Origin of the sequence: Larkinella insperata (assembly GCF_026248825.1) — a bacterium.
In the GTDB taxonomy this organism is placed as follows: Bacteria; Bacteroidota; Bacteroidia; order Cytophagales; family Spirosomataceae; genus Larkinella; species Larkinella insperata.
The window spans coordinates 449,266-473,146 of the sequence record NZ_CP110973.1 but is presented as its reverse complement, the minus strand read 5'-3'; the positions used below and the strand labels follow the sequence as shown (position 1 = coordinate 473,146).

At 54.1% G+C, this 23,881-nt stretch carries 23 protein-coding genes and 1 pseudogene; 14 read left to right on the top strand and 10 right to left on the bottom strand.

Annotation, left to right across the window (positions count from 1 at the left end; all coding sequences use genetic code 11):
• The first annotated feature begins 32 nt into the window (after window positions 1-32).
• Both OQ371_RS01780 and OQ371_RS01775 read left to right on the top strand, forming a co-directional pair.
• Window positions 33-383 (top strand): type II toxin-antitoxin system RelE/ParE family toxin, encoded by a 351-nt coding sequence (locus tag OQ371_RS01780; RefSeq protein WP_265991980.1) that lies wholly within the window; start codon window positions 33-35, stop codon window positions 381-383.
• Window positions 364-669, top strand: a complete 306-nt coding sequence (locus tag OQ371_RS01775; RefSeq protein WP_265991979.1) for a helix-turn-helix domain-containing protein — start codon at window positions 364-366, stop codon at window positions 667-669. The genes OQ371_RS01780 and OQ371_RS01775 overlap by 20 nt, the downstream gene beginning before the upstream one ends.
• Window positions 670-703: 34 nt before the next feature.
• Here the strand turns inward: OQ371_RS01775 and bla are convergent, their stop codons facing one another.
• Window positions 704-1,456: a subclass B1 metallo-beta-lactamase gene (bla, locus tag OQ371_RS01770; protein WP_265991977.1), complete on the bottom strand. Its 753-nt coding sequence runs from the start codon at window positions 1,454-1,456 to the stop codon at window positions 704-706.
• Window positions 1,457-1,591: 135 nt separating this feature from the next.
• Here bla and OQ371_RS01765 point away from each other — a divergent pair, with 135 nt between their 5' ends.
• The 6 genes from OQ371_RS01765 to OQ371_RS01740 all read left to right on the top strand — a co-directional run bounded on the left by OQ371_RS01765 (window position 1,592) and on the right by OQ371_RS01740 (window position 6,947).
• Complete coding sequence (locus tag OQ371_RS01765) at window positions 1,592-2,524, top strand: M20/M25/M40 family metallo-hydrolase (protein WP_265991976.1); 933 nt, start codon at window positions 1,592-1,594, stop codon at window positions 2,522-2,524.
• A gap of 132 nt (window positions 2,525-2,656) precedes the next feature.
• The gene (locus OQ371_RS01760) at window positions 2,657-2,836 is read left to right on the top strand and encodes a hypothetical protein (RefSeq protein WP_265991974.1); all 180 of its coding nucleotides are present in this window, start codon (window positions 2,657-2,659) and stop codon (window positions 2,834-2,836) included.
• Between the two features lie 182 nt (window positions 2,837-3,018).
• Window positions 3,019-4,029, top strand: coding sequence for an aldo/keto reductase (locus OQ371_RS01755; RefSeq protein WP_265991972.1), 1,011 nt, complete (start codon window positions 3,019-3,021; stop codon window positions 4,027-4,029).
• A 76-nt stretch (window positions 4,030-4,105) separates the two neighbouring features.
• A complete protein-coding gene (locus OQ371_RS01750; protein ID WP_265991970.1) occupies window positions 4,106-5,026 on the top strand; it encodes a helix-turn-helix domain-containing protein in 921 nt (306 codons plus the stop codon).
• A gap of 37 nt (window positions 5,027-5,063) precedes the next feature.
• Window positions 5,064-5,915 (top strand): HD domain-containing protein, encoded by an 852-nt coding sequence (locus OQ371_RS01745; RefSeq protein WP_265991969.1) that lies wholly within the window; start codon window positions 5,064-5,066, stop codon window positions 5,913-5,915.
• 93 nt (window positions 5,916-6,008) lie between these two features.
• Window positions 6,009-6,947, top strand: a complete 939-nt coding sequence (locus OQ371_RS01740; RefSeq protein WP_265991967.1) for a glycerophosphodiester phosphodiesterase family protein — start codon at window positions 6,009-6,011, stop codon at window positions 6,945-6,947.
• A gap of 64 nt (window positions 6,948-7,011) precedes the next feature.
• Here the strand turns inward: OQ371_RS01740 and OQ371_RS01735 are convergent, their stop codons facing one another.
• Window positions 7,012-8,382 carry a Gfo/Idh/MocA family protein gene (locus OQ371_RS01735; protein WP_265991966.1) on the bottom strand — a complete coding sequence of 457 codons (1,371 nt, stop codon included), beginning with the start codon at window positions 8,380-8,382 and terminating at the stop codon, window positions 7,012-7,014.
• Between the two features lie 179 nt (window positions 8,383-8,561).
• On the opposite strand from OQ371_RS01735, the gene OQ371_RS01730 reads away from it, so the two are divergent.
• Window positions 8,562-9,353 carry a 3-keto-disaccharide hydrolase gene (locus tag OQ371_RS01730; RefSeq protein ID WP_265991964.1) on the top strand — a complete coding sequence of 264 codons (792 nt, stop codon included), beginning with the start codon at window positions 8,562-8,564 and terminating at the stop codon, window positions 9,351-9,353.
• Between the two features lie 193 nt (window positions 9,354-9,546).
• On the opposite strand, the gene OQ371_RS01725 is transcribed toward OQ371_RS01730, so the two are convergent.
• From OQ371_RS01725 to OQ371_RS01715, 3 genes are all read right to left on the bottom strand, one after another.
• Entirely contained in the window at window positions 9,547-12,018 is a 2,472-nt protein-coding gene (locus OQ371_RS01725) for a TonB-dependent receptor (RefSeq protein WP_265991963.1), read from the bottom strand.
• 268 nt (window positions 12,019-12,286) lie between these two features.
• The gene (locus tag OQ371_RS01720) at window positions 12,287-12,745 is read right to left on the bottom strand and encodes a lipocalin/fatty acid-binding family protein (protein WP_265991961.1); all 459 of its coding nucleotides are present in this window, start codon (window positions 12,743-12,745) and stop codon (window positions 12,287-12,289) included.
• A gap of 10 nt (window positions 12,746-12,755) precedes the next feature.
• Complete coding sequence (locus OQ371_RS01715) at window positions 12,756-13,193, bottom strand: DUF6526 family protein (protein WP_265991959.1); 438 nt, start codon at window positions 13,191-13,193, stop codon at window positions 12,756-12,758.
• Window positions 13,194-13,261: 68 nt separating this feature from the next.
• On the opposite strand from OQ371_RS01715, the gene OQ371_RS01710 reads away from it, so the two are divergent.
• Window positions 13,262-14,593, top strand: a complete 1,332-nt coding sequence (locus tag OQ371_RS01710; protein ID WP_265991957.1) for a DEAD/DEAH box helicase — start codon at window positions 13,262-13,264, stop codon at window positions 14,591-14,593.
• An 11-nt stretch (window positions 14,594-14,604) separates the two neighbouring features.
• A complete protein-coding gene (locus OQ371_RS01705) occupies window positions 14,605-15,747 on the top strand; it encodes a DEAD/DEAH box helicase (protein ID WP_265991956.1) in 1,143 nt (380 codons plus the stop codon).
• Between the two features lie 137 nt (window positions 15,748-15,884).
• Here the strand turns inward: OQ371_RS01705 and OQ371_RS01700 are convergent, their stop codons facing one another.
• Entirely contained in the window at window positions 15,885-16,376 is a 492-nt protein-coding gene (locus OQ371_RS01700) for a DinB family protein (RefSeq protein WP_265991955.1), read from the bottom strand.
• A 144-nt stretch (window positions 16,377-16,520) separates the two neighbouring features.
• Between OQ371_RS01700 and OQ371_RS01695 the strand changes: the two genes are divergently transcribed.
• Window positions 16,521-16,889, top strand: coding sequence for a hypothetical protein (locus OQ371_RS01695; protein ID WP_265991953.1), 369 nt, complete (start codon window positions 16,521-16,523; stop codon window positions 16,887-16,889).
• A 24-nt stretch (window positions 16,890-16,913) separates the two neighbouring features.
• On the opposite strand, the gene OQ371_RS01690 is transcribed toward OQ371_RS01695, so the two are convergent.
• Window positions 16,914-19,019, bottom strand: a complete 2,106-nt coding sequence (locus tag OQ371_RS01690) for an alpha-amylase family protein (protein WP_265991952.1) — start codon at window positions 19,017-19,019, stop codon at window positions 16,914-16,916.
• A 203-nt stretch (window positions 19,020-19,222) separates the two neighbouring features.
• Here OQ371_RS01690 and tnpA point away from each other — a divergent pair.
• Window positions 19,223-19,657: pseudogene (tnpA, locus tag OQ371_RS01685) on the top strand (IS200/IS605 family transposase).
• A gap of 15 nt (window positions 19,658-19,672) precedes the next feature.
• Window positions 19,673-19,924 (top strand): hypothetical protein, encoded by a 252-nt coding sequence (locus tag OQ371_RS01680; RefSeq protein WP_265991949.1) that lies wholly within the window; start codon window positions 19,673-19,675, stop codon window positions 19,922-19,924.
• A 103-nt stretch (window positions 19,925-20,027) separates the two neighbouring features.
• Here the strand turns inward: OQ371_RS01680 and OQ371_RS01675 are convergent, their stop codons facing one another.
• The 3 genes from OQ371_RS01675 to OQ371_RS01665 form a co-directional block, all read right to left on the bottom strand.
• The gene (locus OQ371_RS01675; RefSeq protein ID WP_265991948.1) at window positions 20,028-21,374 is read right to left on the bottom strand and encodes a hypothetical protein; all 1,347 of its coding nucleotides are present in this window, start codon (window positions 21,372-21,374) and stop codon (window positions 20,028-20,030) included.
• Window positions 21,375-21,478: 104 nt separating this feature from the next.
• Complete coding sequence (locus tag OQ371_RS01670; RefSeq protein WP_265991947.1) at window positions 21,479-22,924, bottom strand: arylsulfatase; 1,446 nt, start codon at window positions 22,922-22,924, stop codon at window positions 21,479-21,481.
• Between the two features lie 107 nt (window positions 22,925-23,031).
• Complete coding sequence (locus OQ371_RS01665) at window positions 23,032-23,808, bottom strand: 3-hydroxybutyrate dehydrogenase (RefSeq protein ID WP_265991946.1); 777 nt, start codon at window positions 23,806-23,808, stop codon at window positions 23,032-23,034.
• Window positions 23,809-23,881 lie beyond the last annotated feature (73 nt).

Sequence of the window (23,881 nt, the reverse complement as noted above, 5' to 3'; positions counted from 1 at the left end):
GCCCTTAAGGACAACTTTCGTATATTTGCTTTGTGAGTGAAAATCAGAAGCACCGGACCATTATTTTTTACAGGGATTTCTTTCAGGAGTTCTTCGTAAAGCAGCGGGACAAAGTGAAAGAGAAGATCATCTGGACACTGGAGCTGATCGAAGATCTCCCACGAGTTCCGGAAACATACCTCAAGCACATCGAAAATACGGATGGACTTTTTGAAATTCGGGTTCAGGTAGGTAGTGATATTTTCCGAATCTTTTGCTTCTTCGATCAAGGAAAATTGGTGGTTTTGGCAAACGGTTTTCAAAAGAAAGCGCAAAAGACTCCAAAACAAGAAATTGAGAAAGCACTCAACATAAAGGAAGAATATGAAGACGGAAGAAAATAATTTTACCACGCTGGAACAGTTTAAGGATCAGCACTACGGTCAGCGGGGTACGGCAAAACGGGAGGCCCTCGAAGCAGGTTACGAGAACTTCAAAATTGGTGCATTACTTCACGAAGCTCGGCTTGCAAAAGGATTGACTCAAGAGCAGCTTGCCGAAAAAGTGGGAACGACAAAGTCTTACATTTCAAAAATCGAGAACAACGTAAAAGAGGTTCGCCTTTCAACGCTTCAAAAAATTGTTGAAAGCGGTTTGGGCGGGCATTTAGAGCTATCGATTAAACTTTAATACTCAGCGTTCTGTAAACAAAAGCTCCGCTTTCTCACCGCTGTTGCTTTGCACCATGCTTCTCCAGTAACCGCAGCGTGTGCTCCAGCGCCTTGGTGTCGCTCCATTCCTCGTGACCGGGCACCACAATCGTCGCCGTACCGAACTGCTGCATCACGTTGCGGATGGAGGTAGACCACGCCTTCAGGTTGGCGTCGGCGACGTTGCCCATGCCGAAAGCCGCCACACTTTTGACAAAACAGCCGCCGTGCAGAATCTTCTGCCTGGGTAGCCAGACCACAATGTTGTCGCTGGTGTGCCCTTCGCCCGGAAAATAACAGCGAATCGGTTCCTGCCCGATCGTGAAAGTCGTATCGTTTGGTAGGCTGCCTTCGGGCGCTTCGTAACCCAGCTTAACGGTTTTCTGAGCCGTCAACGGGGTACCAACCACCCGGACCCCCGCTTTTCGCAATTCGCTGACCCCGCCGATGCGGTCTTCGTGGGCGTGCGTGACAATGCAAAGCCGGACGGGTTGATGCAGGTTGTCGGCCACCCACTGGAGCAGTTGCCGGGTGTTGTCGGTATTGCCGTCGCTGTCCCAACCCGTGTCCACCAGGACAATGCCGTCTTTCGTTTTGATAATTAGTCCGTTGGAAGGAATGCTGTTGTTCTGGTAAACCCCGTAGGTCGTATGAACGAGCACCTGGTCGTTAAGGGGCGTAACCACCAGCTTGGGTTTCGACGCCGTTTGCGCCTGGGTAAAGCCGTGAAAAAGGACCGCCAAAAGGAATGCTGTCAGAATGCGCATGAGGCTGAAGAGGAAGAAATTGCTGATGAGTGGCACCCTGGATGCCCGTAAGGGCAAAGTTGCAAAAATGTTTCCGAATATCATCGGCCCCTGACCACGGTTTCGGAACCGCCAAAATCCGTTACTTTTGCGGGCATGAACTACCGCTTGCTTGCCTTTTTACTTTTTCTGACGGCCCCGCTTCTGGCGCAGGAACCCTCGGCCGACCGCATTCAAAAACACATTGAAAAACTCGCTTCCGATAAAATGAAAGGGCGGGGAACGGGCAGCCGCGAAAATGCCAAAGCGGCTACCTACATCGCCCGGCATTTCCGAAAATACGGCCTGAAACCGCTGGGCGACGATGGCTACTACCAGCACTTTACGGCCCGGGTCCGGCGGGTGGTGGTGACCGACAGCGTGCGCAAAGCCGCCAACGTCATCGGGTTTCTGGACAACGGCGCCACCAACACCATCTTGATCGGTGCTCACTACGATCACCTGGGCACGGGCAATCAGGGCAGTTCGCTGGCGGAAAACGCACAGGGGCAGATTCACAACGGCGCCGACGACAATGCTTCGGGCGTGGCCGGGTTGCTGGAACTGGCCCAGTATTACGCCAACAATGGCGTGAAAGAACCGTACAACATCCTGTTTATGGGGTTTGGCGCGGAAGAACTCGGTTTGCTGGGTTCGCGGCACTTTCTGAACCACCCGACGCTGCCGCTGGACCGGCTGAATTTCATGATTTGCATGGACATGATTGGCCGGTATGACCCAAACCGGGGCGTGGGTATCGGGGGTTACGGCACCGCCGACGCCTGGCCGGACGTGTTCAAAGACGTGACGGCGGGCATTAAATTCTTTACCGACCGGGCCGGAAACGGTGGCTCCGACAATGCGGCTTTCTACGCCAAACAGATTCCCGTGCTGTTTTTCCATACCGGCGGTCACCCGGATTACCACAAGCCGGGCGACGATCCCGAGAAAATCGACGCCAAGGCGGAAGAGGAAATTCTGCGGCTGGAAATCAAGGTGATCGATAACGCCATGAAACTGCCCAAAATGACGTTTACGCCGGTGAAGTGACAAATGCGGATTGGTTCCGTGGCTTCGGTTTCGCGGGAACCATTCGATTACTTGGGGCAACAGCCGGTGCACTGGCGGGTTACTAGGAAAAGCTTCGCGATGAAGCCGTTGCACCATAAAACCACAAGCGTTATGAACCGATTCATCAAGTACTATTCTCCGCAGTCGGGTGGAGGAAACAGTTCAAAGAACCAAAAGGAAGAAGGCAAAGCGGGTAAGGACGGGGCGAACTCGCGCACCACGAAGAAAACCACCGAGAAGCCCGACGACTCGGTTCAGCCCACGAAAAAAAACGCCAACAGCGTCGATTAACGGCTTTTGTCCGGGGCTTGTCCGTTCGATGAGTCCCGGACAACAACCAAAACCCGGCTCAACCCTCCCGGTATCCGCTTCTCCATTTTGGATACAATCCCAAGGGATTTGGTTACTTTTTTCCGGGTCAGCCGCCGGACCTTTGTACCGTTCTCGTGACAACACAGACTTAAAAACAAATCATGAACGGTATTCAAACAACGAAACTGGGCAGCCAAGGGCTGGTAGTACCCAAAATTGGTTTAGGTTGCATGGGCATGACAACCCTTGCCGGGGCGGATATTTACGGAAAAGCCGACGAAGCCGAGTCCATCGCCACCATTCACCGCTCGCTCGAACTGGGCGGTAACTTCCTGGACACCGCCGATCTGTACGGCCCCATGCTGAATGAACGGCTGGTGGCCAAAGCCATCCAGGGCAACCGCAGCCAATACATCCTTGCCACCAAATTTGGCTTTGAGATCGATGACAACGAACAACTGACCTGGCGGATCAACGGCCAGCCGGATTACGTCAGAAAGTCCATTGAGCGGTCGCTGAAAAACCTGCGCTCGGATTACATCGACCTATATTACCTGCACCGCCAGGACCCGAACACGCCCATTGAAGAAACCGTCGGCGCAATGGCTGAACTGGTCAAAGAAGGAAAAGTACGGTATATTGGGCTTTCGGAAGTGTCGGCGGAAACCATTCGCAAAGCGCATCGTGTTCATCCGATAACGGCAGTGCAAACCGAGTACTCGTTTTTCGAACGCAGCGTGGAGGAAAACGGGATTAGCGAGGTGTTGCAGGAATTGGGCATCGGTTTCGTGGCGTATTCGCCGGTAGGTCGTGGGTTTCTGACGGGCGCAATTAAAAGTCCGGACGATTTCCCGGCGGACGATTTCCGGCGCAGCATTCCGCGGTTTCAGGGCGAGCAGTTTTACAAAAACATCGAACTGGTCGATGCCATCAAAGAACTGGCTGACCAGAAAGGCGTAACACCTACGCAACTGGCCATCGCCTGGGTGATTTCCAAAGGATTTGTGCCCATTCCCGGTACCAAACACGTTGAGTACGTGGAGCAAAATATCGCGGCCATTGACGTTCAGCTAACCCCGCAAGAACTGGCGAAACTGGAAGCCATTGTTCCGGTGGGACTTTCGGTGGGCGACCGCTACGACGGCAGTGGTATGGCTATGATAAACTTGTAAAATACAGCTAAAACCGAATGGGTAAAGCCGTCTGTTGCAGACGGCTTTACCCATTCGGTATAACCGTGAACCCGCGATGAAAAAAACGGCCCAATCGCCCTATCTGATTCATTCTATTTCCGAACTGCACCGCCTGCTGGGCTTGCCCACACCGGCGCATCCGCTGGTCAGCGTTATTGATTTAGGCCAGACGATGTGCTTTCCCGAGGAAGTTATGAAGAGTTACATGTATAACTTTTATTCGGTTTGCATCAAAAAAGATTTTCGAGGTAAAATGAAGTACGGTCAGCATTATTATGATTTCGACCACGGCGTAATGACTTTTTTCTCACCGGGGCAGGTTCTGTCAACAATCACGGAAGAAGATCGGTCCTGTGTTGGTTGGTGGCTGGTGTTTCACCCGGATTATATCCGCCATTCTACGTTGGGGCAGAAACTCAAAACCTACGGTTATTTCTCGTACGCGGTCAATGAAGCGCTGCACGTTTCGGAAAGGGAAGAAGTGCTGATCACCAATCTGATGCAGCAAATCGACCAGGAATACCGCTCGATTATCGACGGCTTTAGCCAGGATGTTATTATTTCGCACATCGAACTGCTGCTCAACTACTGCAACCGGTTTTATAACCGTCAGTTTATTACCCGAAAAAGCGCCAGCAACGATTTGTTAGTCAAGCTGGAAACCATGCTGGACGATTATTTCGACGGCGACAAAGTGCAGGAACTGGGCCTGCCGACCGTTCAGTACGTCTCGGAGCAGCTGGCGATTTCACCCAATTATTTAAGCGACATGCTGCGCTCGCTAACCGGCCAGAATACCCAGCAACACATTCACAACAAACTCATCGAGAAGGCCCAGCAGATTCTGACCACCACCTCGTTATCCGTTAGTGAAATTGCCTACCAGCTCGGTTTTGAGTACCCGCAATCGTTCAGCAAACTGTTTAAAAATAAAATGAATATCTCCCCGCTGGAGTTTCGGCAATCGTTTAATTAAACGGAAAAGCTGGATTGAAACGCAACTCAGTAAATTAATGGTAATCAACGACAAATTGTACGGAACGTTTGCGGTTCAGCCGGTTATTGAAGCATTAATTCAGTCAAAACCGTTTCAGCGGCTGAAGTCGGTGCACCAGGGCGGAGCCATTTTTCTGGTTGATCCTACACTTAATCACACCCGATTTGAGCACTCCATTGGCGTATACTATCTGGTCAGAAAGCTCGGCGGATCACTGGAAGAACAAATTGCTGCCCTGCTGCACGATGTTTCCCATACCGCCTTTTCGCACGTCACCGATTACGTTTTTAAAAACGAGGGTGAGGACTACCACGAAGCCATTTTTGACGAGATTATTAATCAGTCCGAGATTCCCTCGATCCTGGAAACATTCGGCTTTACTCCGTCGGTATTGGCGGACGATTCCTACACGTTACTGGAGCTGCCGTTGCCGCATTTGTGCGCCGACCGGCTTGATTATACCTTGCGCGATCTGTTTTACGCCAATCGCATTTCCATCGACCAAATTCACCGTTTCCTGAATAGCCTTTCTGTTTATCAGCACAAAATGGTGGTCAACTCCGCCGACATGGCGGACTGGATTACGCGGCAGTACGAAGTGCTAAACAAGGAATATTTCCGGAAAAAAGAACACGTCTACGCCAATACCCGGTTTGCCGACTTGCTGAGTCTGGCACTCGCGAAAGCAACCATTACCACCGCGGATTTGCTCGGTGATGATTTTCAACTGCTCGCCAAACTTCGCACGGATGCGGAACTACGGCGTCGGCTGGAAGCCATTCAAAAGCGGGAAGGTATCGAAGCGTTTGCGCCGGACGAAGGCGCGGCTTTCAAGCCGCGAAGTTTAAAGCCGACGGTGGTTTCGTAAGAAATTGGGCCTTGCTTGTCGGAGCGGCCCCTGCGCCGTACTTTTGGGAATCCTGAACCAGTTTTTCTTAACGGACCCAAACCGCAACGTTTTATGCTGCGAATAATCTGCTTTTTTGGCTTTCTGCTCACCACGACTATTTTACGCGCCCAGCAACCCCTGCATGTACTGGCGCTCAAAACGCCCAAAGACCTGCACAGTTTTTTTCGATGGACCGGCAAAGATGTTCCCATCGTCAGCGGCCACCGGGGCGGCATGGTGAAAGGTTTCCCAGAAAACTCGCTGGCGACGTTTGAAAATACGCTGAAGCACACCCCGGCGTTCTTCGAGATTGACCCGCGGCTGACCAAAGACAGCGTGATTGTCTTGATGCACGACGCCACCCTCGACCGCACCACCACCGGCACCGGAAAAGTGGCGGACTACACTTGGGCCGAACTGAAGAAACTGAAACTGAAAGACGCCGAAGGCAACCTAACCGAACACCGCATTCCGACGCTGGCCGAAGCCATCGAGTGGGCGCGGGGCAAAACCGTTCTGAACCTGGACAAGAAAGACGTACCCTTTCCGATGATTGCCGCCATCATTCGGGAACGCCAGGCCGACGCGTTCATGATGCTGACGGTCCACACGGCCGCCGAAGCCGCCTATTACTACAAGGACAACAAAAGCCGCATGTTTTCGGCCTTCGTCAAAACACCGGAAGCCATGAAGGAATACGAAAAAGCCGGTATTCCGTGGTCGCAGCTGATTGCCTACATCGGGCCGGACATTAAACCCGAAAACAAACAAATGTACAAACTGCTGAACGCAAAAGGGGTGATGTGCATGATTTCGGCCGCGCCCACCTACGACAAACTCAACACCCCGGCGGAGCGGGCCGACGCCTACCGCGCTATCTTTGCCGACGGCGCCAGCATCCTGGAATCCGACCGGCCCATCGAAACCGCCGAGGCCATTCAGGCGCTAATTCCGGCCAAAAGCCCGAAAGCCGTGTACTTCAAAAAAGCCGTCATCAGCGACCGGTTTTGACAGAAGAGGGGTAAAAACTGGGCCAGATGATCATGGTCCCAATCTTTACCCCGTTGGTTATTTCTTACCGTCCGGCAATCTGCCAGCCGTCGCGGTAGATGCGGCTGAGGTATTTTTCGGCTTCGGGATGATTCGGAATTTTTAAGTTGGCGGCATCCCACTCCAGCCGTTTACCCGGCACCCGGATGGCTACCGTACCCAGAATAATGGCTTCGGTCATGGGGCCGGACTGCGCAAAATGCGACTCGGTTTTGGGGCCGCCTAAACAAGCATCCACAAAATGGTGGTAGTGATTGCGTTCTTCCAGCTCCGGCGCTTTGTATTCCTTGAATTGGTCGCCCGGCAGCAACACGGGCATCCCGCCGTGCGGAATCAGCAGCGCCCCTTTCGTTCCAACCAGCATGGCCGATTCGGCGGGGTATTCCGGTCCCGGATACAGCGCGCGGATTTCTTCGGGCGGATAAAATTCCCCGTCGAACCATTCCAGCGTCAGTGTCCGGGTGGTTCGTTTTGTTCCCGGAAATTCCCAGGTAATGTGGTCGCCCTGCGGCCAGGTGTCGCCCCGGCGCTCGGGGGATTCCTCCCAGGATTTCTGCACCTCGGCGATAACGGTTTTGGGCGCTTTCAGACCCAGCCCCTTCCAGACGGCATCAAAAATGTGGCAGCCAATGTCGCCCGACCAGCCGGTTCCGAAATCCTGCCAGGCCCGCCATTTGGCGGGGTGGTAGATGTCCGGCGCGAACGGACGCTGGGGGGCCGTGCCGATCCACAGGTCCCAGTTCAGCGTAGAAGGCGGATCCTGGCCTTCGGCGGGTCGCGGGCCAACGAGCCGGTAATCCTTGACCGCCCCCGGCCGGTTGGAGCAGAGGTACGCGTGCTTTACTTTCCCAATGGCGCCTTCTCTGATCCACTGCACGGCCGTGCGGTCGCCTTGGCCCGAAGCGATCTGTGTACCGAGTTGGGTAACAACGCCCGCTTTGACGGCGGCTTCGGTCAGCACCCGGACTTCCACCACGTCGTGGCACATCGGTTTCTGGCAATAGACGTGCTTGCCCGCCCGGATGGCCTGCATGGCGATGGCGAAGTGGTTATGGTCCGGCACCGTCACGTTGACCGAGTCGATGTTGGTGTTTTCTTTTTCGAGCAGTTCCCGCCAGTCGGTGTAGGTACGGGCCTGCGGAAACGCTTCGGCGGCTCTTTTCAGCCGGATTTCGTCCACGTCGCACAGGGCCACGATGTTGACGTTGGGGTGCTTGGCAAAATTCTGCAAATCAACCCCGCCCATGCCGCCTACGCCGATGCAGGCATGGTTGAGTTTGTCGCCGGGGCCGAGTTTTCGCTTTGACGCCTTCAGGGCCAGGGGTGGAGCCAGGGCGGTTGCGGCAGCCGCCAGCAGAAACTTCCGCCGGGAGACGGTAAAGGGATTTTCGTTCATGAAGGATGCGGGTTTAGTAAACTAGGTGAGCGGTCGCAAAACCGGGAAGACCGTTGTTGCGCTCACGCACAGGTAGTTGTAAGTTACTCGGAGATTTCGAAAGATCCAATGAGCACTTTAGGGGAAAGCCGCTTATCTTTAGTCGACCTTACGGCATTTACAACTAAACCCGGTTCCTGATGAAACGTTCGACCCCTGCTTTTCCTCTGCTTTTCCATGTTTTATTGCTGGCGCTCTTTACGCTGGGCGGCATTCCGACGGTGAGTGCGCAGGTAGGGGTAGGCACAAAAGCGCCGAAAGGGGCCGAGGTGCTGTTTGACGGATCGCGGCAGATGCTCGACTCGAAGTGGACCTACTGGGAAGGGCCGCGCTTTGCGGCTACGCTGCCCATCAAATGGACGATTGAAAAGGATCCGGCGGGCCGTGGAACGGTTCTGAACAGCAACGACCCATCGGCAGCCGGTGGTAAATACGGCACCGCCGACATTGTGACCAAGCAAGCGTTCCGGGACTTCCGGCTGCACGTCGAATTTTACATTACCAAACCGGGCGGCAACAGCGGTGTTTACCTGCAAAATCGCTACGAAATTCAGGTGCTCGACGGTGATACCACTTCGCACGGTATGGCAGCGGTGATCAACGAAACGCCTTCGCCGTACCATGCCTACAACGGTGTTGGTCAGTGGAATTCGTACGACATCGTGTTTCGGGCGGCCCGATTCGAGAATGGCAAGCGCACCGAGAAAGCCATGCTGACGATGTACTTCAACGGCAAAAAAGTTCATACCAATCAGCCGATCAACCAGGTTTGGGGCGGGGCCAATTCCGGCATCGACGGGGGAAACGACGGTGGCAAGGGCATTACGGACACACCGGGAGGACTGAAACTCCAGGCTGAAGGGCACGATGTTCTGTACCGCAATATCTGGATCAAAGAACTGGACCTGAAAAAACCGGAAACGAACTTTTGACGGAATCGCTGCCGGTTTTTCAGAACTGCAATTTGATATTAACCGGAAAGCAGGACGCCAGCCCAGGTCTTCTCTGGACTTTCGGCTGGATACCGTTCCATCTTCTTCCGCTACGTTTCAGCGGTGCCGACAGCCCCTGCGCTTTCTGGCTGATAACACCGCGTGAGTCCGGGTGGAGTCATAAACCGTGCGACTAATAATCGCCTTCGCCCACGTCTTTGGTTTTCTTCTTGGCCTGCCGCAGACGGTAATTGAACGTCAGGTTCACTTGCCGGAGTCGGCCCTGCGAGTTGTTTTCAGTGTAAAAATTGCCGCCTTCGGTGATCGAGCGGAACCGGCGCGAGTTGAACACGTCGAGCACGTTGAGTGTCAGCGTGGCGTTGCCCTTCATAATGTCTTTGCTGGCGGCAAAATCCAGGGTGGCAATGGCTTTGCGACGGCCCTGGGGGGTTAGCTGGGGCGCTTCGTAATTACCCCGGAACTGCAAATCGGTGTTTTTCCAGACGGTTACCCGGTTGTTGGCCCGCACAAACCAGCTATACGTATCGCTCTGGAAGTCGGTGTCGAGATTGTCGCCGTTGATGATGGCCCGGAAAAAGTTGACGCTGCCATCCAATTTCCACCACTTGAAAAAGGAATAGGAAGTTGTGAATTCGGCTCCGTAAGAATCTTCTGTAGCCAGGTTTTCGGGGCGCGTGTTGGCAAAACCGTTGGCGTCGACCCGACGAATCCGCACGATTTTGCCGGTGGTATACCGGTAATACAGCGACGAACCAATGGAGCCTTTCGGAAAGTACTTGATGTGACCAACCTCGAAAGCGTCCGTAAATTCGGGGTTCAGGTCGGGGTTGCCGCTCCAGAAGTTCCGGTTGTCACTAAAAGTCGAAAACGGGCTTAGGTCGTTGTACGTGGGCCGGCGGACCCGGCGGCTGTAGCTCACCTGCAGGGCGTTCTGGCGCGGCAGGTCGTAGGTGACGTGGACGCTCGGGAACAGGTTGGCGTAGCTGCGCGGATTAACGTCGTTGGTTTGCCGGAGCGTGGTGGTTACGTCCGTCCACTCGGCCCGTAAACCGGCCTGGTACGATAATTTACGGGTTTTGTTGCCAATAATACCGTACAGGGCGTTGATGTTTTCTTCGTAGAGAAAGTCGTTGGTCAGGCCCGGCAGCGGAACCCAGCCGCCTTCCGGCGTTTGCTCACGAACCCAGTAGTCGTTGGTCATGTCCCGGAAGCTGCTTCGCAAACCGGCTTCGAATTTTCCGTCTTTGGCAAAAGGCTGAATGTAGTCGATCTGTACCAGAAGCTGCTTTTCGGTTTCGTCGTTGACCGACCGTTGCAGGCTGTTCGGGATGGAAGAAGGCTGGCCGCTGGGCAACACCGTCCGCTGGCTGAAATACTGGTCGGATTTTTCCCAGTTGTCCAGAAACCGCACGTCGGCGGTTAGTTCGTGGCCCTGGCGTTTAAACGACCGTTTGTAAGTGAGGGCATATTCTGAGTTCGGTTCGGTTTCGGTTTCATCCTGCGTGCGGTAGGTGGTACTCAGCGGATTGCTTAGGCTATTTAGAAAATCCAGGTAACGAATATCCGTAAACCGTTTTCCCTTGCTGATGCGCCAGGTGTACGAACCCGTCAGGACATTTTTGTCGTTGAAAAAATAGTCAATTCCGGCGCGGGCGTTGTTGTTCTGGCCTTTCAGTTTGCTCGTCGAATTTTGCTGCGTCAGAAACGTCGAGTCGTTGCGGTACACTTCCTGATACTGCGAACTCCGGCCCGGCGTGTTGCGGTACGAAGCCGTGTAGTTGACGAAGAAATTCAGGTTTTTGCGCCGGTAGTTGACGTTGGCCGCCAGCCCGTAATTGGCCGGATTGCCCAGAATCACGTCAAACGAACCGTTAAAACCTTCTTTCCGCTCTTTTTTCAGAACGATGTTGATCACTCCACCCATGCCTTCCGCTTCGTAGCGGGCCGACGGGTTGGTAATGACCTCAATGCGTTCGATCATGCTGCCCTGCAACTGCTGCAACCCGCTGCCGCCCTTGAAGCTGACCAGCCCCGACGGCTTTCCGTCGATCAGAATCCGGACGCTGCTGCTGCCCCGCAGGCTGACGTTGCCCTCTACGTCCACAGCCACCGACGGCACGTTGCTCAGAATATCCACGGCGGTTCCGCCCGCGTTGGCGAGGTCTTTGCCGACGTTGAAAATGCGTTTGTCCAGCGAAAATTCCATCGTGCTTTTTTCGCCCTGCACCACCACCTCGGCCAGCGTGCTGGCCGAAGCCGCGAGTTTGATGGTGCCTAGGTCAAGCGGGGAATTTTCGCGGCTCAGGCGGATGCCGGGCTTCTTCAGCGATTTATACCCGATGAATTCCAGCACGGCGTAGTAATTTCCGGCTGCGGCATCAACCGAAAAATCACCGGTTTCTGTGGTGATAGCCCCCGCCACAAACGAGCTGTCGGTTTGTTTGAAAAGCCGAATGCTGGCGTAAATAAGGGGCGCGTTGGACTGCGCATCGAGGGCTTTGCCTTTCACTTTCAGCTTACTTTCCTGCGCCTGGGCGGAGGGCAGGGTAAGACCGTATAGCAGTCCGGCGAGCAGCAGGCAAAGAAAATACCGTTGGGCAGTCAGCAGCAACCGGCCCGAAAAGGTCGTAAAGGTTGGGTTCATTCAGTTTTAGTTTCTAAAAATATACGATCATAAGGCGCGGAAGAGCCTTTTTTACTGCGCAGGTCCGAACCGTCGGATCATTCTTCCGGCCCGTATTCAGATGATAGAGATGGGATTTACGGGGTCAAACCGTATGGTAGAGCAAAAATAGGATTTTTCTGGAATTGGATACAATAAAAGTGATCTCGTCCGGCCGATTTAATGATAGTCATCCAACCAGCGGGGCCGGTTGTTATTCGGACCGAAAAAAGCAGGGGAGCCTTGAAAATCAAAGCGCTTTCAGGGTGGGTAGCTGTTTCTTCAACAGAGGGTCTTTTTCCATCAGCGCATGGATGTAGCGGAGCGTTTCGGGAGATAACTTGGCCGTACGGCTGATGATGTCGACGCCCTCCGGGGTAAACAGGGTTTTGGAGAACCAGATTACCGCCCACTGACCGGCCGGGTCCAGCAGGGCCACTTTCCAGTTGCTTTTGGCGATCCTCAAAAATCCTTTCCCGCGCCAGACAAATCCCATCGGGTCGGTTTTGTCGGGATAATCGTAGCCGATGAGGGTTTTGGAGCTGCCGTTTTTCAGGTAGCGGACTTCATCCAGCAAAACGATGTCGTTGTCTTTCTGAACAACCGTGTAGGTAAAGGTCGGGTGCGTTTTGTCGCCCTTCAGCCACATGGGAAAGTTGGTGGAACAGATAAACCAGGTACCGGCCAGGGTGTGAAGGAGGGATTTCATGAAACGGAATTTACACCCGCATGTGGTCCGGTTGCCAGTGGGTAATTGATTTCTTGATTTGGTCCGGATTTAAATTCTCGGCCAGCGCGCGCTGCACCAAACCCGGCAGTTCGGCATCGGAGGCAAACCGGAGGGCGGCAAGCTGGCCGAAGGAAAGCCGGTCTTCCAAAAGTTCAAGCCGTTGGTGCGTCAGGACGTAATACCGAAACCGCATTTCCAGCCGCACAAGGCGGTTCTGGTTGTTGAGGGCGTAGTGTTGTCGGAGCATCAGCGCCAGTCCGGTGACGACCGCCACCAAAAGTGCAAGAAAGAGCCACAGCGCCGAATGCTCTTTGTCGTTCAGGGTGAAATAGATACTGACGCCGAGCAAAAGCAGCACAACCGGATAAAATACAAAATGATGGGGAGGGTAATATCGAACGTGGTTTTCGTAATTTTGCGTTTTCATGCGGGTCGATGGAACGTTGTAGGCAGCTTTCCTTGTAAAGAACAAAATGACCTGCATTGTTTACGGATATGATATTTGAGGACTTAAATTTAAATAAACCGCTCCTGAACGCCCTGGCGGATGGAGGCTATACCACCCCCACGCCCATTCAGCAGAAGGTGTTTTCGGTGGTGATGTCGGGCAAGGATGTGTGCGGTATTGCCCAAACCGGAACGGGGAAAACGTTTGCGTACCTGTTACCGAGTCTGCGGCAATTCCAGTTTTCGAAGGATCGTTCTCCGCAACTGCTGATCATCGTGCCAACGCGCGAGCTGGTGGTGCAGGTGGTGGAAGCGGTGCAGCAGTTGAGCAAATACCTGAGTCTGACGGTCGTGGGGCTGTACGGCGGGGTGAATATCAAACCGCAGATTGCCGAAGTGGAAAAAGGCATGGACGTGCTGGTGTCGACGCCCGGCCGGTTGATTGACCTGTCGATCAAGGGATTGCTGAAAACGAAAAGCGTCAAGCGGCTGGTGATCGATGAGGTGGATGAAATGCTGAACCTTGGATTCCGGACGCAGCTCGAAACCATTCTGGATTTGTTGCCGGCCAAGCGCCAGAACCTGCTGTTTTCGGCCACGCTGACCGAGGAGGTGGAAACACTGATCCAGACGTATTTCAACAACCCGGCCCGGGTGGAAGCCGCGCCGGTCGGAACGCCCCTGGAAAACATTCAGCAGTCGGCCTACGAAGTGCCGAATTTTTACACGAAAGTCAACCTGCTGGAGGCTCTGCTGTTCCGCGATGACGAGATGAACCGGGTGCTGGTATTTGTGGCCACGAAAGAACTGGCCAATCACCTCTACGACGAACTGATCAAGGAGTTTCCGGACCGGGTCGGTGTGATTCACTCCAACAAAGAACAGAATTACCGGTTCAACGCCGTCCGGCAGTTTCAGGACGGCACGTACCGGATTCTGATCGCGACCGACATCATTGCCCGCGGGCTGGACATCGCCGAGGTATCGCACGTGGTCAATTTCGATCTGCCCGAAACGCCGGAAAACTACATCCACCGGATTGGCCGTACGGGTCGGGCCGACAAAAACGGGATTGCCATCGCGTTTGTGACCGAATCGCAGAAAGAGCGGCAGGCGGCCATAGAAGCCCTGATGAATTACGAAATTCCGATGCTGGCGTTGCCGAAAGGGCTTGAAATTTCGGACGAGCTGATCGACGAGGAGAAGCCGCGGGTTACCATGAAAAACGCCGTCGAGAAGATCCACAGAAGTGAGACGTTTGGCGGGGCTTTTCACGAAAAAGCCGAGAAAAACAAGAAGGTGAACGTCCGCCGGGACCACGCCAAGGAAATGATGAAAAAATACGGTAAGCCGATCAAAAAAACGCGGAAGAACAACTGATGATTACAAGTATGTCTTTTTCTTCTCTGAATTTAGCCGAACCCCTGCTGAAAGCCATTGAGGCCCAGCAGTACATCAACCCGTACCCGATTCAGCAGGAAGCCATTCCGGTGATTCTGAAAGGCCACGATGTGCTGGGAATCGCCAAAACCGGATCAGGCAAAACCGCCAGCTTCGTCCTGCCGATTCTGGACCGGTTGCAGCGCCGGAAAACCACGATTAACCGGAGTGTCAAAGCCCTGGTGCTGGCGCCGACCCGCGAACTGGCCGTTCAGGTCGCCGAAGTTTTTCAGGCGTTGGGAACGTACCTGCCCCGAAAAATAAAAACGCTGGCCGTTTACGGCGGGGTGTCGATCAACCCGCAGATGATTGGCGTGCGCGATGCCGAAGTGGTGGTGGCTACGCCGGGGCGTTTGCTGGACCTAGTGGCTTCCAACGCCCTGCATCTGTGGGATGTGGAAGTGCTGGTGCTCGACGAAGCGGATAAAATGCTGGAACTGGGCTTTGCCGACGAGATGAACCAGATTTTCGAAATGCTGCCCAAAAAACGGCAGACGCTGCTCTTTTCGGCCACGCTGAAAGATTCCATTCAGGAAATTCGGGATCATGTTCTGCACAATCCGATCAAGATTGAAATCGCCGAGGAACCGCAAAACCTGGATCAGATCAAGCAGGTCGCTTACCGCATCGACCCCGAACGCAAAGGGCCGTTGCTGCGGTATCTGATCAAGGAAAAGAAAATGAAGCAGGTGCTGGTGTTTGTTTCGTCTACCCGGACGGCGGACAATGTGGTGGGGAAACTCCGCAAGAACGGGATCCAGGCCGAGGCCATCCACGGCGATAAAAGCCAGGGCGCCCGCACCGAAACGCTGCGGAAGTTCAAAGCCGGATCGCTGCCGGTAATGGTCGCAACGGACCTGATCTCAAGGGGGATCGACATCCAGTTGCTGCCCTACGTGGTCAATTTCGAACTGCCGCGTTCGCCCAAAGATTACGTACACCGGATTGGCCGCACGGGCCGCGCCGAAGCCGAAGGCGAAGCCATTTCCCTGATTACGCCCGACGACGAACACCATTTTAAAATCATCCAGAAAAAAATGGGCAAACGGGTGGAGATGATCGATACCGAAGACCTGAGCCTAACGGGATATTGATGGGGCAGCAGAATAGCGAAAAGTGAGCAGAGACAAGGGAACAATGAAACCGACGCGACAATCCTCCGGTATGCAGTAACTTCTTTTGCCCCTTGTCTCATCTCGTTTATTGTTTCCTTGTCTTCACTTTTTAATCCTTATTGTTCATCAGCACTGGGGCCGTAACTGCCCGGAATGGGGATGTTCAGCAGGCGGAGGTAAACGCCAAGCTGGGCGCGGTGGTGGACAATCTGGCTGTACGAAATCCGGATCATTTCTCCCTTCGAGGTATCGCTGAAAATGGCATTGCCGTCGCGAAGCACCCAGCGCCCTTCCAGTTGCTCTTCCGTGGCTTTTTCAAGATGCGTTTTCCCGTCGGCCAGCGAACGTTCAAAGTAATCCAGCAATTGGTTGGTATCGTTGATCTGGACGGGTTGGTACGGCGAGGTAGCAAAGTCCAGCTCGTCGGTGGTCAGGGTCAGCGTGACCCACGAGGGCAGTTCGGCAATGTGCGTTGCCAGCGAGCGGACGGTCATGCTTTTGGGGTGGGGCTGCCAGTCGAATTGGTCGTCCGGAACGCGGCTCAGCATCTTCCGGGTGGTTTGAGCTTCCTGATCCATTTCCTTCAAAAGCGTTTCGATCGGTGACATAGTTGTTGGGGTTTGTTTACTATGCAAAGTAAACGCGACCGGGTGACAGCCCTATGTCAGTAGCTTTTCGCCCGAAAGCGATAAATTTGAGCGCTAATGACGAATTTAAATTAACGAGGAAAGATGCTGGAAACCGGGCGTACGGTGCTGTACATAGTTCTTGCCATTCTGATTTTGTACGGAATCATTTGCTTTGTTGTGCACTACCTTGACTTTGGCTGGAAACTGCTCACCGGAACGTGGCTAAACGAAAAACTGCCTATCGTCAAGAAAATGCGGTCGGGCCTGTTTCATCGCTTTCTGATTTTCATGGTGCTGACGATTTTGCTGTACGGGGGCCTACGCCAGTTTCTGGATTTTATCCCGGACGACTGGGGCCGTACCGACGAAGCCGGGAAAATGCACCCCTATAAGCTTTCAATCACCAGCATCCTGGCGGTGGTCATTGCCGGAATCAGCATGTACGGCTTTTACCTGGCCGACGCCCACGCGGAAGAACGAAGGAAAACGTAAGGTCCCCGGTGGAGTTCGGAAGGGTTATTTGTCCATTACCAGGCCCTCAAACGCACCCAGTTTTCCGAGCTTAAACTCCACAAAACCGTCTTTCCAGGTAAACGGGATCGGTTTTTCGGTTACCATTGAAAAGACTTTTGACGGTTTGAAGGCGGATTTGACGCGGAAGGTCAGGTCGTACACCGGCAGCGGTTCGAAGTAGGTGTTCCCGCTGAAACCCGTCAGGTTGACCAGGTGCAGAATCTGGCCGTCGGTGGTTTTCTTGGTCAGGTTGGCCGGAACGTTCCGGGTGTATTCCTGCAAAATCACTTCAACGCGCTCCGGGGCATTGGTGGTTACCAGGTGGGTCGCTTCCGGAAAAACGGAATCGATGGCATCCAGCAGAATGTTTTTGTGCTGTTCGTAGCCGTGCATGTAGTACAGCCGACCCAGGTTGACCGGCAGGATGACGGCTTTGCTCTTCGGGTGGTTTTTAACGCCCATCGCGAAATAGCCCGTTGGATCGTGACCACCGATGATTTCGGGCGGACCCGGACGGCCCTTCGCCAGAACGGGCAAAAACGTCTGGTCGGCGCCCTTCAGGTCGTACAGGCCCAGATTGAATTTCCAGAACAGCATTTTCTGCTTTTGAAACCGTTTAAAAACGGTTTTCTGATCCGGATTCAGGTAAAAACCGGCGCCGTCATGATCTTTGTTGACGATTTTGGCACCAAATAGTTCCAGCAAGGTTTCGGGGCTGTCGAACAGCGTGCGGTTGGTGGCAATCAGGTTGGTGCCCTGCTGACTCGCTTCTTTCAGCGTCCGGATGGCGTCGGCGCTCAGGTAGGTGATTTCCGGCAGAATCAGGAGTTGGTACGATTTAACTTTTTCGGCCTGGTTGGCCAGTTGGGCGTCTTCGATGATGTCGAACGGAATGTGCGCTTCTTTCAGCATGAGTTGAATGCCGCGGTATTCCTGCATGGGTTCGCCACTGGGCCAGGCCCCCGGCGCCACGACGGCAACTTTGGCAACCGATTTATACTTGCCAAAATACGGTTCATACTTTTTGTGGTGGGCGTAGATCTTTTTTACCACCCCAAAGTTGCGCTCGTCTTCGTAGCCGCGCAGATCGCCCATCAGGCTGATATCCAGACCCGAACCGTTGGCGATATTCTCGTACAGCCGAATGCCGACTTCCTCCGGTTCCACGGCGTTGTAGCGCGACTGGAACGAAATCTGCTGGATGCTGGCGTTGCTGATGACGTGGTCGGGAAAAGAGTTGACGGCATTTCCCACGTTGTCGGATGCCGTATACGGCCAGTAGGGAAGGCTGGTGTTCGACTGCGACTCGTGCCGGATAATGTCCACGTATTTGTCCATGTAGGTGCAGATGGCGATCTGACTGTTTTTGGATTTTACGAGTTCGTGCAGCCGTTTCGACCAGTCTTCCACGGTTGCTTTCTTGAAGGCCAAGTACTTCTGAAACACCGGATCGGCTTTGTTTTCGGCGGTCGGCAGCGCCAGGCCGTTGCTGTAAGCCGCGAAGGCTTTTTTGTCGTACTCGTTCTGGTCGATTCCGTGGTATTTCCCCTCGTAAGGATTGTTGACCTGGTAGCCGGGCATGTTCAGGAAAATTCCGTCGACCGGAAATTGGTCGATCACCTCCCCGATAATCTTAAACGCCCGGTCCTGCACGTAAGGCGCGTTGATGGACACCACATACATATCGGTGTTGATGATGCGCTCACCTTTGGGGGAAATGTAACACCAGTCGGGGTGGGCTTTGAAAATGCTTTCGTGTACCCGGCTAAAGTCAAACCGGACGATGACCCGAATGCCGTGCTGGTGGCATTTCCGGATGACCTCGGCCAGCGTGTTGGGTTTCATGTACGGGTTGGTGTACTGAAAATCAAGCTGAGTCGGGTAGAAGGCCATGATGCCGCCCGCGTTGATCAGCAGGGTGTTGGCCGAGCAGTCCAGCAGGTCTTGCAGCAGCGAATCCGGGTTTAGCGTGGCGGCCTCGTAGGCAGGAAGGTTGGTCTGGATAACGCGCAGGTTATTCGGTTTCCACCACGGAAGGTTGTTGGGCCATTTAGCCGTAGTAACAGGCGAAGCGGTTTTTTGGGCAAAACCGGTATGGAAGAAAAGCAAAAAAGACAGAAGGAATAGGAACGGTATTTTTCTCACGGGCGAATGGCTCAGGGTGAACGACGGGACTAAAAATAGCGAGAAAGTAATCGTTAACCAACGGTTCCTGGTGTCGTCGTTGACCAGCCCCGTGGACACACGATGTCAAAAAGTGACCAGGCCAGTGAGACAAACGTTCTAGACAATGCATCAAACCACCTTATGCTATGGCGTACTGGCAAATCCTCTACCAAATCGTGTTTGGAACCAAATACCGCAAGCCAACCACCAACGAAGCGTTGTACCGGTACATCTGGGGCGTCCTAGAAAATAAGAACTGCCGCTTGTTCCGCATCAACGGCGTCGGAGATCACGTTCATATCCTCTGCGACCTGCACCCGGCCGTTGCCCTCGCCAATCTGGTCAAAGACGTCAAAGCCGGCAGTTCGATCTGGATGAAACAAAGTGGATTGTTTCCTGATTTTGAAGGGTGGGCCGTTGGCTACAGCGCTTTTACGTAGTCAATTCGGGAGCGCGATACCGTTATCCGATACATTAAAAAGCAAAAACGGCATCATCAGAAAATTCCGTTTACGGACGAATGCAAAGCGTTACTGGCCGAACACGGTATCGCATACGATGAAAAATTCGTATCGTTGTAAAACGAATCAAAGGCCATGAAACTCACCTGGACTTTCTACTCCAAAACGGAACCGGCGATTACCCTCACCGTCTTTTACGTTGCCGAACTGGATCGTCATCAGCTTGAGTATGGTGGTTTTCTGGACCCGGAATCCAACCGGGCTTATGTCGACTGGGTCACCTTCAAACGCTTCGATGATGCATCGGTGAAAGGCCGTAAAGATGCGTTTGCCCGGCTGAGACGCATCTCCAACCAGGAAGCCCGGAAGCTGGGTTTATCGTCCTGATCAGCACCGCAGTGAGCGGTGCCAATCCGCTGGGTGAAATTTGGCCGGAATAATAAAAAGTGGGGCGTTTCTCTCCGCAGAAGAAAACGCCCGCTGGTTTGGTTTACTGAACGTCCGGCATTCGGGTGACCGTAAAATAGCCCTCGATGGCGGGCCCGATCATGCCGTTGGGCACCCCGATTTTTCCGAGGCCCGTGGGCGAGACGGTAAATTTGCCGCTGACGGTTTCGGTAACTTTTCCAACCTTCGTGATGGTCAGTGAACCTCCACTGTTGAGAAATCCTTCTTTTTCCTTCCAGTATCGAGCTTCGTAATGATTATTTCCTTTCATGTCATTGAGGCCAAAAGTCGTCGCATTTTTGGGCTGATCGACCATCGACCAGCGGTAGGTGCCAACTTCCCCCGTCCAAATGATGGCAACACTGATGTCGCTAACGGCATCAAATCCACCCAGCGCATACTCGCCTTTCTGCCGGACCACAAACGTATCGTGAATAGTTTTCCAGGGACCGTTGCCAATTCGATAGACCAGCGAATTTTTCGGCATCAGCATCACGTTGGCAACGAATATGACTTTTCCTTTTCTGACGTTGAAGCCGACCGAAACACCGACGTTTTGCGGTTGGGGGATAAAGGCCGGCGCTTTGTAAAGCGCGTATGACTGGTTGGTTTGCGGGTGAATTTCCCCTTCCTCAGCGTCTGGGTCGACGCTATGCAGTTGCCAGGCGCCTTCTTTGGCGTAGGCAGGATTTAGGGGCTGACCTTCGTAAATCACCTTTACTTCCGGCTGAACCAGCGGAGCCAGTTCTTCATCCGTTTCCAGGGTAGTAGCAAACTCTTCGTATGAATTAATCTTGACGTACTGAATGAGCTGAAACTTCTGTTCCTGTTTTTCCGACAACGTCACCGAAAAAGGCAACAGACGAACCGCCGTGGCAAGGCTCCAGTCGCTAAAGTGGGTCGTTGCCACCCGAACGGTCTGCGTCTTTTGGTTGACGGCCCGGTTCATCATCAGGCTCCAGACGCCTTTTTCGTCCTGATACGCCAGACTCAGTGCCTTGGTCGAAGCCAGGGAATCTTTGAAGGCCGCATACGAAAACTCGATCGTAACGGGTTTGGCAAATTCAACATCGTGGGGCAGTAACCGTACGCTTTTTCCAACCCTCGCCGGACAGGTGCTTTCGACCGTTTGCACGGAAATAACGGTTTCGGTTTTCAGCGCCCCCGCTGGAACTGTTAGTTTAAGGCCATTGTCCAGGTCGTTCAACTCGCCCCCGGCCGGGCCAACCGCAAACGTTTTCAGGACGCCGGTAGGTTTGCCAATGGGAAACGGCTTACTTTCTTCAGCCGGCGGTTTTTCAACGGGTTCAATCTTGGAAGGTTCGTGTTTGCAGGAGGTCAGCGCAGCCAGAAAAGCCCAGCCCGCCAGCAGGAAGTGTTTAACGTTCATCGTAGCATCGTATTGGTTGTTCGGTACAAAGGTAAGGGGCCGAAACGGACCGAAACTACGAGGGCCGGAACAAAACCTACGCGAAACGGATTGGGCGAAACCGGTCAGTTCTTCTCACTCCCGAACGGAAACAGGGCCGACGCTACGTGCGACTGGTTCATCAGACGACCCAGTTCCTGAGCCTTGGCCGGATTTTTCGCGGCCAGGTTGGTTGTTTCGGTCGGGTCTTTCGCCAGGTCATACAACTCGACAGCACCGCCCGGATTGGCGGCTGCGTTGAGCCGCACGGCTTTCCAGTTGCCCTGCCGCACGGCCTGCTTCCCGCCCTGCTCGTGAAATTCCCAGTAAAGGAAATCGTGTTTTGGTTGCTTGCCTTTGCCAGTCAGCGCCGGCACAAACGAAATGCCGTCGACGGGAGCGGGGGCTTTCGTACCGGCCAGTTCGGCAAAGGTGGGCAGTAAATCCCAGAAGGCGCCAACGTAATCGTTCTGGGTGCCGGCCTTGATGGTTCCGGGCCAGCGGGCAATCATTGGTTCGCGGATACCGCCTTCGTAGAGGTCGCGTTTAAACCCGCGAAACCCGCCCCCGCTGTTGAAAAATTTCGGATCGGCGCCCCCTTCCAGGTGCGGACCGTTGTCGCTGGAAAAAATTATAAGCGTGTTCTGGTCCAGCCCTTTGGCTTTCAGAGCCGCCAGAATCTGCCCGACGTACAGGTCGAGCCGCGTTACCATAGCCGCGAAGGTGGCATGCGGAAATTCCTGCGATGCGTAGCCGCCATCCTTGGCGTCGGGGCCATAGTCAGCCCCCTTGAACGGCTTCTCCGCAAACTGGCCTTTGTAATACTGGAAAATGCTGTCGTTGGGAACCAGCAGTTCAGCGTGGGGCAGGATGTAGGGTAAAAACAGGAAAAACGGCTTTTGCGCGTCGCTGGATTGCACAAAATTCAGGGCCTGCTGCTGAATCAGATCGGGTGCATACTGCTTCTGCCGGGTCAGATTTTCGTTTTCCTTTAAAACGATTTTTTCGCTGTTGTTCCAGAGGTGGTTGGGGTAATAGCGGTGGGCCAGACTCTGGCAGTTGTAGCCGTAAAACCGGTCGAACCCCTGCTTGTTCGGGTCTCCTTCCGACCCGACCGGCCCCAGCCCCCACTTGCCGAAAGCCGCCGTTGTGTAACCCGCTTTTTGCAGAATTTCGCCCATCGTAACGACCGAGTCGGCGATGGGTTGCTGGCCCTCCGGCTCCACGCTTTTGTTGCCCCGGATGTAGGTGTGACCCGTGTGCTGGCCCGTCATGAGCGCCGACCGCGAAGGGGCGCAAACCGAGGTGCCCGCGTAAAATTGCGTAAACCGCATTCCCTCAGCCGCCAACCGGTCGATGTTCGGGGTTTTGATCAGCTTCTGGCCGTTGACGCCAATGTCGCCGTAGCCCAGGTCATCGGCCAGAATAAAGATGATGTTGGGTCGCTGGGCCGTTGCATTCGGGCGGTTCTGGGCGATTGCAAGGGGCGACAGGGCAAGCAGTAAAAGGAGGGTGACGATGCGTTTAGACATAATTCGGCTGGGACAAGGAGCGGTAAAAGTAAGAAACCTATTTCTTCAAAAAAAGAATGGGCTACTAGTTCTACTTACTTTGTAGACAAACGCTGGGTTTGATTGGGTTACTGAGCCGACCAGCCCCCGTCGATGGGCAGGGCTGCGCCGGTGAGCGTAGCCGCCCCGTCGGAAGCCAGAAACAGGCAGAGTGCCGCAATGGATTCGGGCGAAATAAAATCCTTGATAGCCTGTTTGGTCAGGATTACTTTTTCAACCACATCCTGCTCGGGAATCTGGTGCGTTCGGGCCTGGTCGGCAATCTGTTTTTCGACCAGCGGTGTCCGGACGTAACCGGGGCAGATGGCGTTGGCGGTAATGCCGTGGGGTGCACCTTCCAGGGCCACGGTTTTGGTGAAACCCACCAGACCGTGTTTGGCGGCCACGTAGGCGCTTTTGTACGCCGAAGCCACCAGGCCGTGGGCCGACGCGATGTTGATGATGCGGCCAAACCGCTGCTCCTTCATGGCGGGCCAGACGGCTTTCGTCAGGTGGAAAGCCGCCGTCAGGTTGATGCCGATAATGGCGTCCCATTTTTCCTCCGGAAACGTCTCGACCGGCGACACATGCTGAATTCCGGCGTTGTTAATTAGCACGTCAATCGTACCAAACCGCTCCTGCGCCCGTCCGATCATAGCCCGCAGGGCCTGAGGATTCAGCATATTGGCCCCGTCGAAAACATGCTCGATGCGGTGTTCCCGGGCTACCGTGGCGGCAATCTGGTCACCATCCGGTTCGAGCCCGTTAAAAATCAGGTTATACCCTTCGCGGGCAAAGGCGCGGGCCAGGGCCAGTCCGATTCCGCTGGTGCTTCCGGTGATCAGAACGGTTTTCTTCGGCATCATTTCATGACGTATTTCGTCAATAAAGCGCATTTGAACCGCAACCTAATGGCATACCCGGAAATTTCGTAAAACC

What these genes read in the sequence shown, in the direction of transcription:
- OQ371_RS01775 (WP_265991979.1), top strand. Translation starts at nt 364, where the DNA reads ATGAAGACGGAAGAAAATAATTTTACCACGCTGGAACAGTTTAAGGAT.
- bla (WP_265991977.1), bottom strand. Translation starts at nt 1,456, where the DNA reads ATGCGCATTCTGACAGCATTCCTTTTGGCGGTCCTTTTTCACGGCTTT.
- OQ371_RS01765 (WP_265991976.1), top strand. Translation starts at nt 1,592, where the DNA reads ATGAACTACCGCTTGCTTGCCTTTTTACTTTTTCTGACGGCCCCGCTT.
- OQ371_RS01760 (WP_265991974.1), top strand. Translation starts at nt 2,657, where the DNA reads ATGAACCGATTCATCAAGTACTATTCTCCGCAGTCGGGTGGAGGAAAC.
- OQ371_RS01755 (WP_265991972.1), top strand. Translation starts at nt 3,019, where the DNA reads ATGAACGGTATTCAAACAACGAAACTGGGCAGCCAAGGGCTGGTAGTA.
- OQ371_RS01750 (WP_265991970.1), top strand. Translation starts at nt 4,106, where the DNA reads ATGAAAAAAACGGCCCAATCGCCCTATCTGATTCATTCTATTTCCGAA.
- OQ371_RS01745 (WP_265991969.1), top strand. Translation starts at nt 5,064, where the DNA reads ATGGTAATCAACGACAAATTGTACGGAACGTTTGCGGTTCAGCCGGTT.
- OQ371_RS01740 (WP_265991967.1), top strand. Translation starts at nt 6,009, where the DNA reads ATGCTGCGAATAATCTGCTTTTTTGGCTTTCTGCTCACCACGACTATT.
- OQ371_RS01735 (WP_265991966.1), bottom strand. Translation starts at nt 8,382, where the DNA reads ATGAACGAAAATCCCTTTACCGTCTCCCGGCGGAAGTTTCTGCTGGCG.
- OQ371_RS01730 (WP_265991964.1), top strand. Translation starts at nt 8,562, where the DNA reads ATGAAACGTTCGACCCCTGCTTTTCCTCTGCTTTTCCATGTTTTATTG.
- OQ371_RS01725 (WP_265991963.1), bottom strand. Translation starts at nt 12,018, where the DNA reads ATGAACCCAACCTTTACGACCTTTTCGGGCCGGTTGCTGCTGACTGCC.
- OQ371_RS01720 (WP_265991961.1), bottom strand. Translation starts at nt 12,745, where the DNA reads ATGAAATCCCTCCTTCACACCCTGGCCGGTACCTGGTTTATCTGTTCC.
- OQ371_RS01715 (WP_265991959.1), bottom strand. Translation starts at nt 13,193, where the DNA reads ATGAAAACGCAAAATTACGAAAACCACGTTCGATATTACCCTCCCCAT.
- OQ371_RS01710 (WP_265991957.1), top strand. Translation starts at nt 13,262, where the DNA reads ATGATATTTGAGGACTTAAATTTAAATAAACCGCTCCTGAACGCCCTG.
- OQ371_RS01705 (WP_265991956.1), top strand. Translation starts at nt 14,605, where the DNA reads ATGTCTTTTTCTTCTCTGAATTTAGCCGAACCCCTGCTGAAAGCCATT.
- OQ371_RS01700 (WP_265991955.1), bottom strand. Translation starts at nt 16,376, where the DNA reads ATGTCACCGATCGAAACGCTTTTGAAGGAAATGGATCAGGAAGCTCAA.
- OQ371_RS01680 (WP_265991949.1), top strand. Translation starts at nt 19,673, where the DNA reads ATGAAACTCACCTGGACTTTCTACTCCAAAACGGAACCGGCGATTACC.
- OQ371_RS01675 (WP_265991948.1), bottom strand. Translation starts at nt 21,374, where the DNA reads ATGAACGTTAAACACTTCCTGCTGGCGGGCTGGGCTTTTCTGGCTGCG.
- OQ371_RS01670 (WP_265991947.1), bottom strand. Translation starts at nt 22,924, where the DNA reads ATGTCTAAACGCATCGTCACCCTCCTTTTACTGCTTGCCCTGTCGCCC.
- OQ371_RS01665 (WP_265991946.1), bottom strand. Translation starts at nt 23,808, where the DNA reads ATGATGCCGAAGAAAACCGTTCTGATCACCGGAAGCACCAGCGGAATC.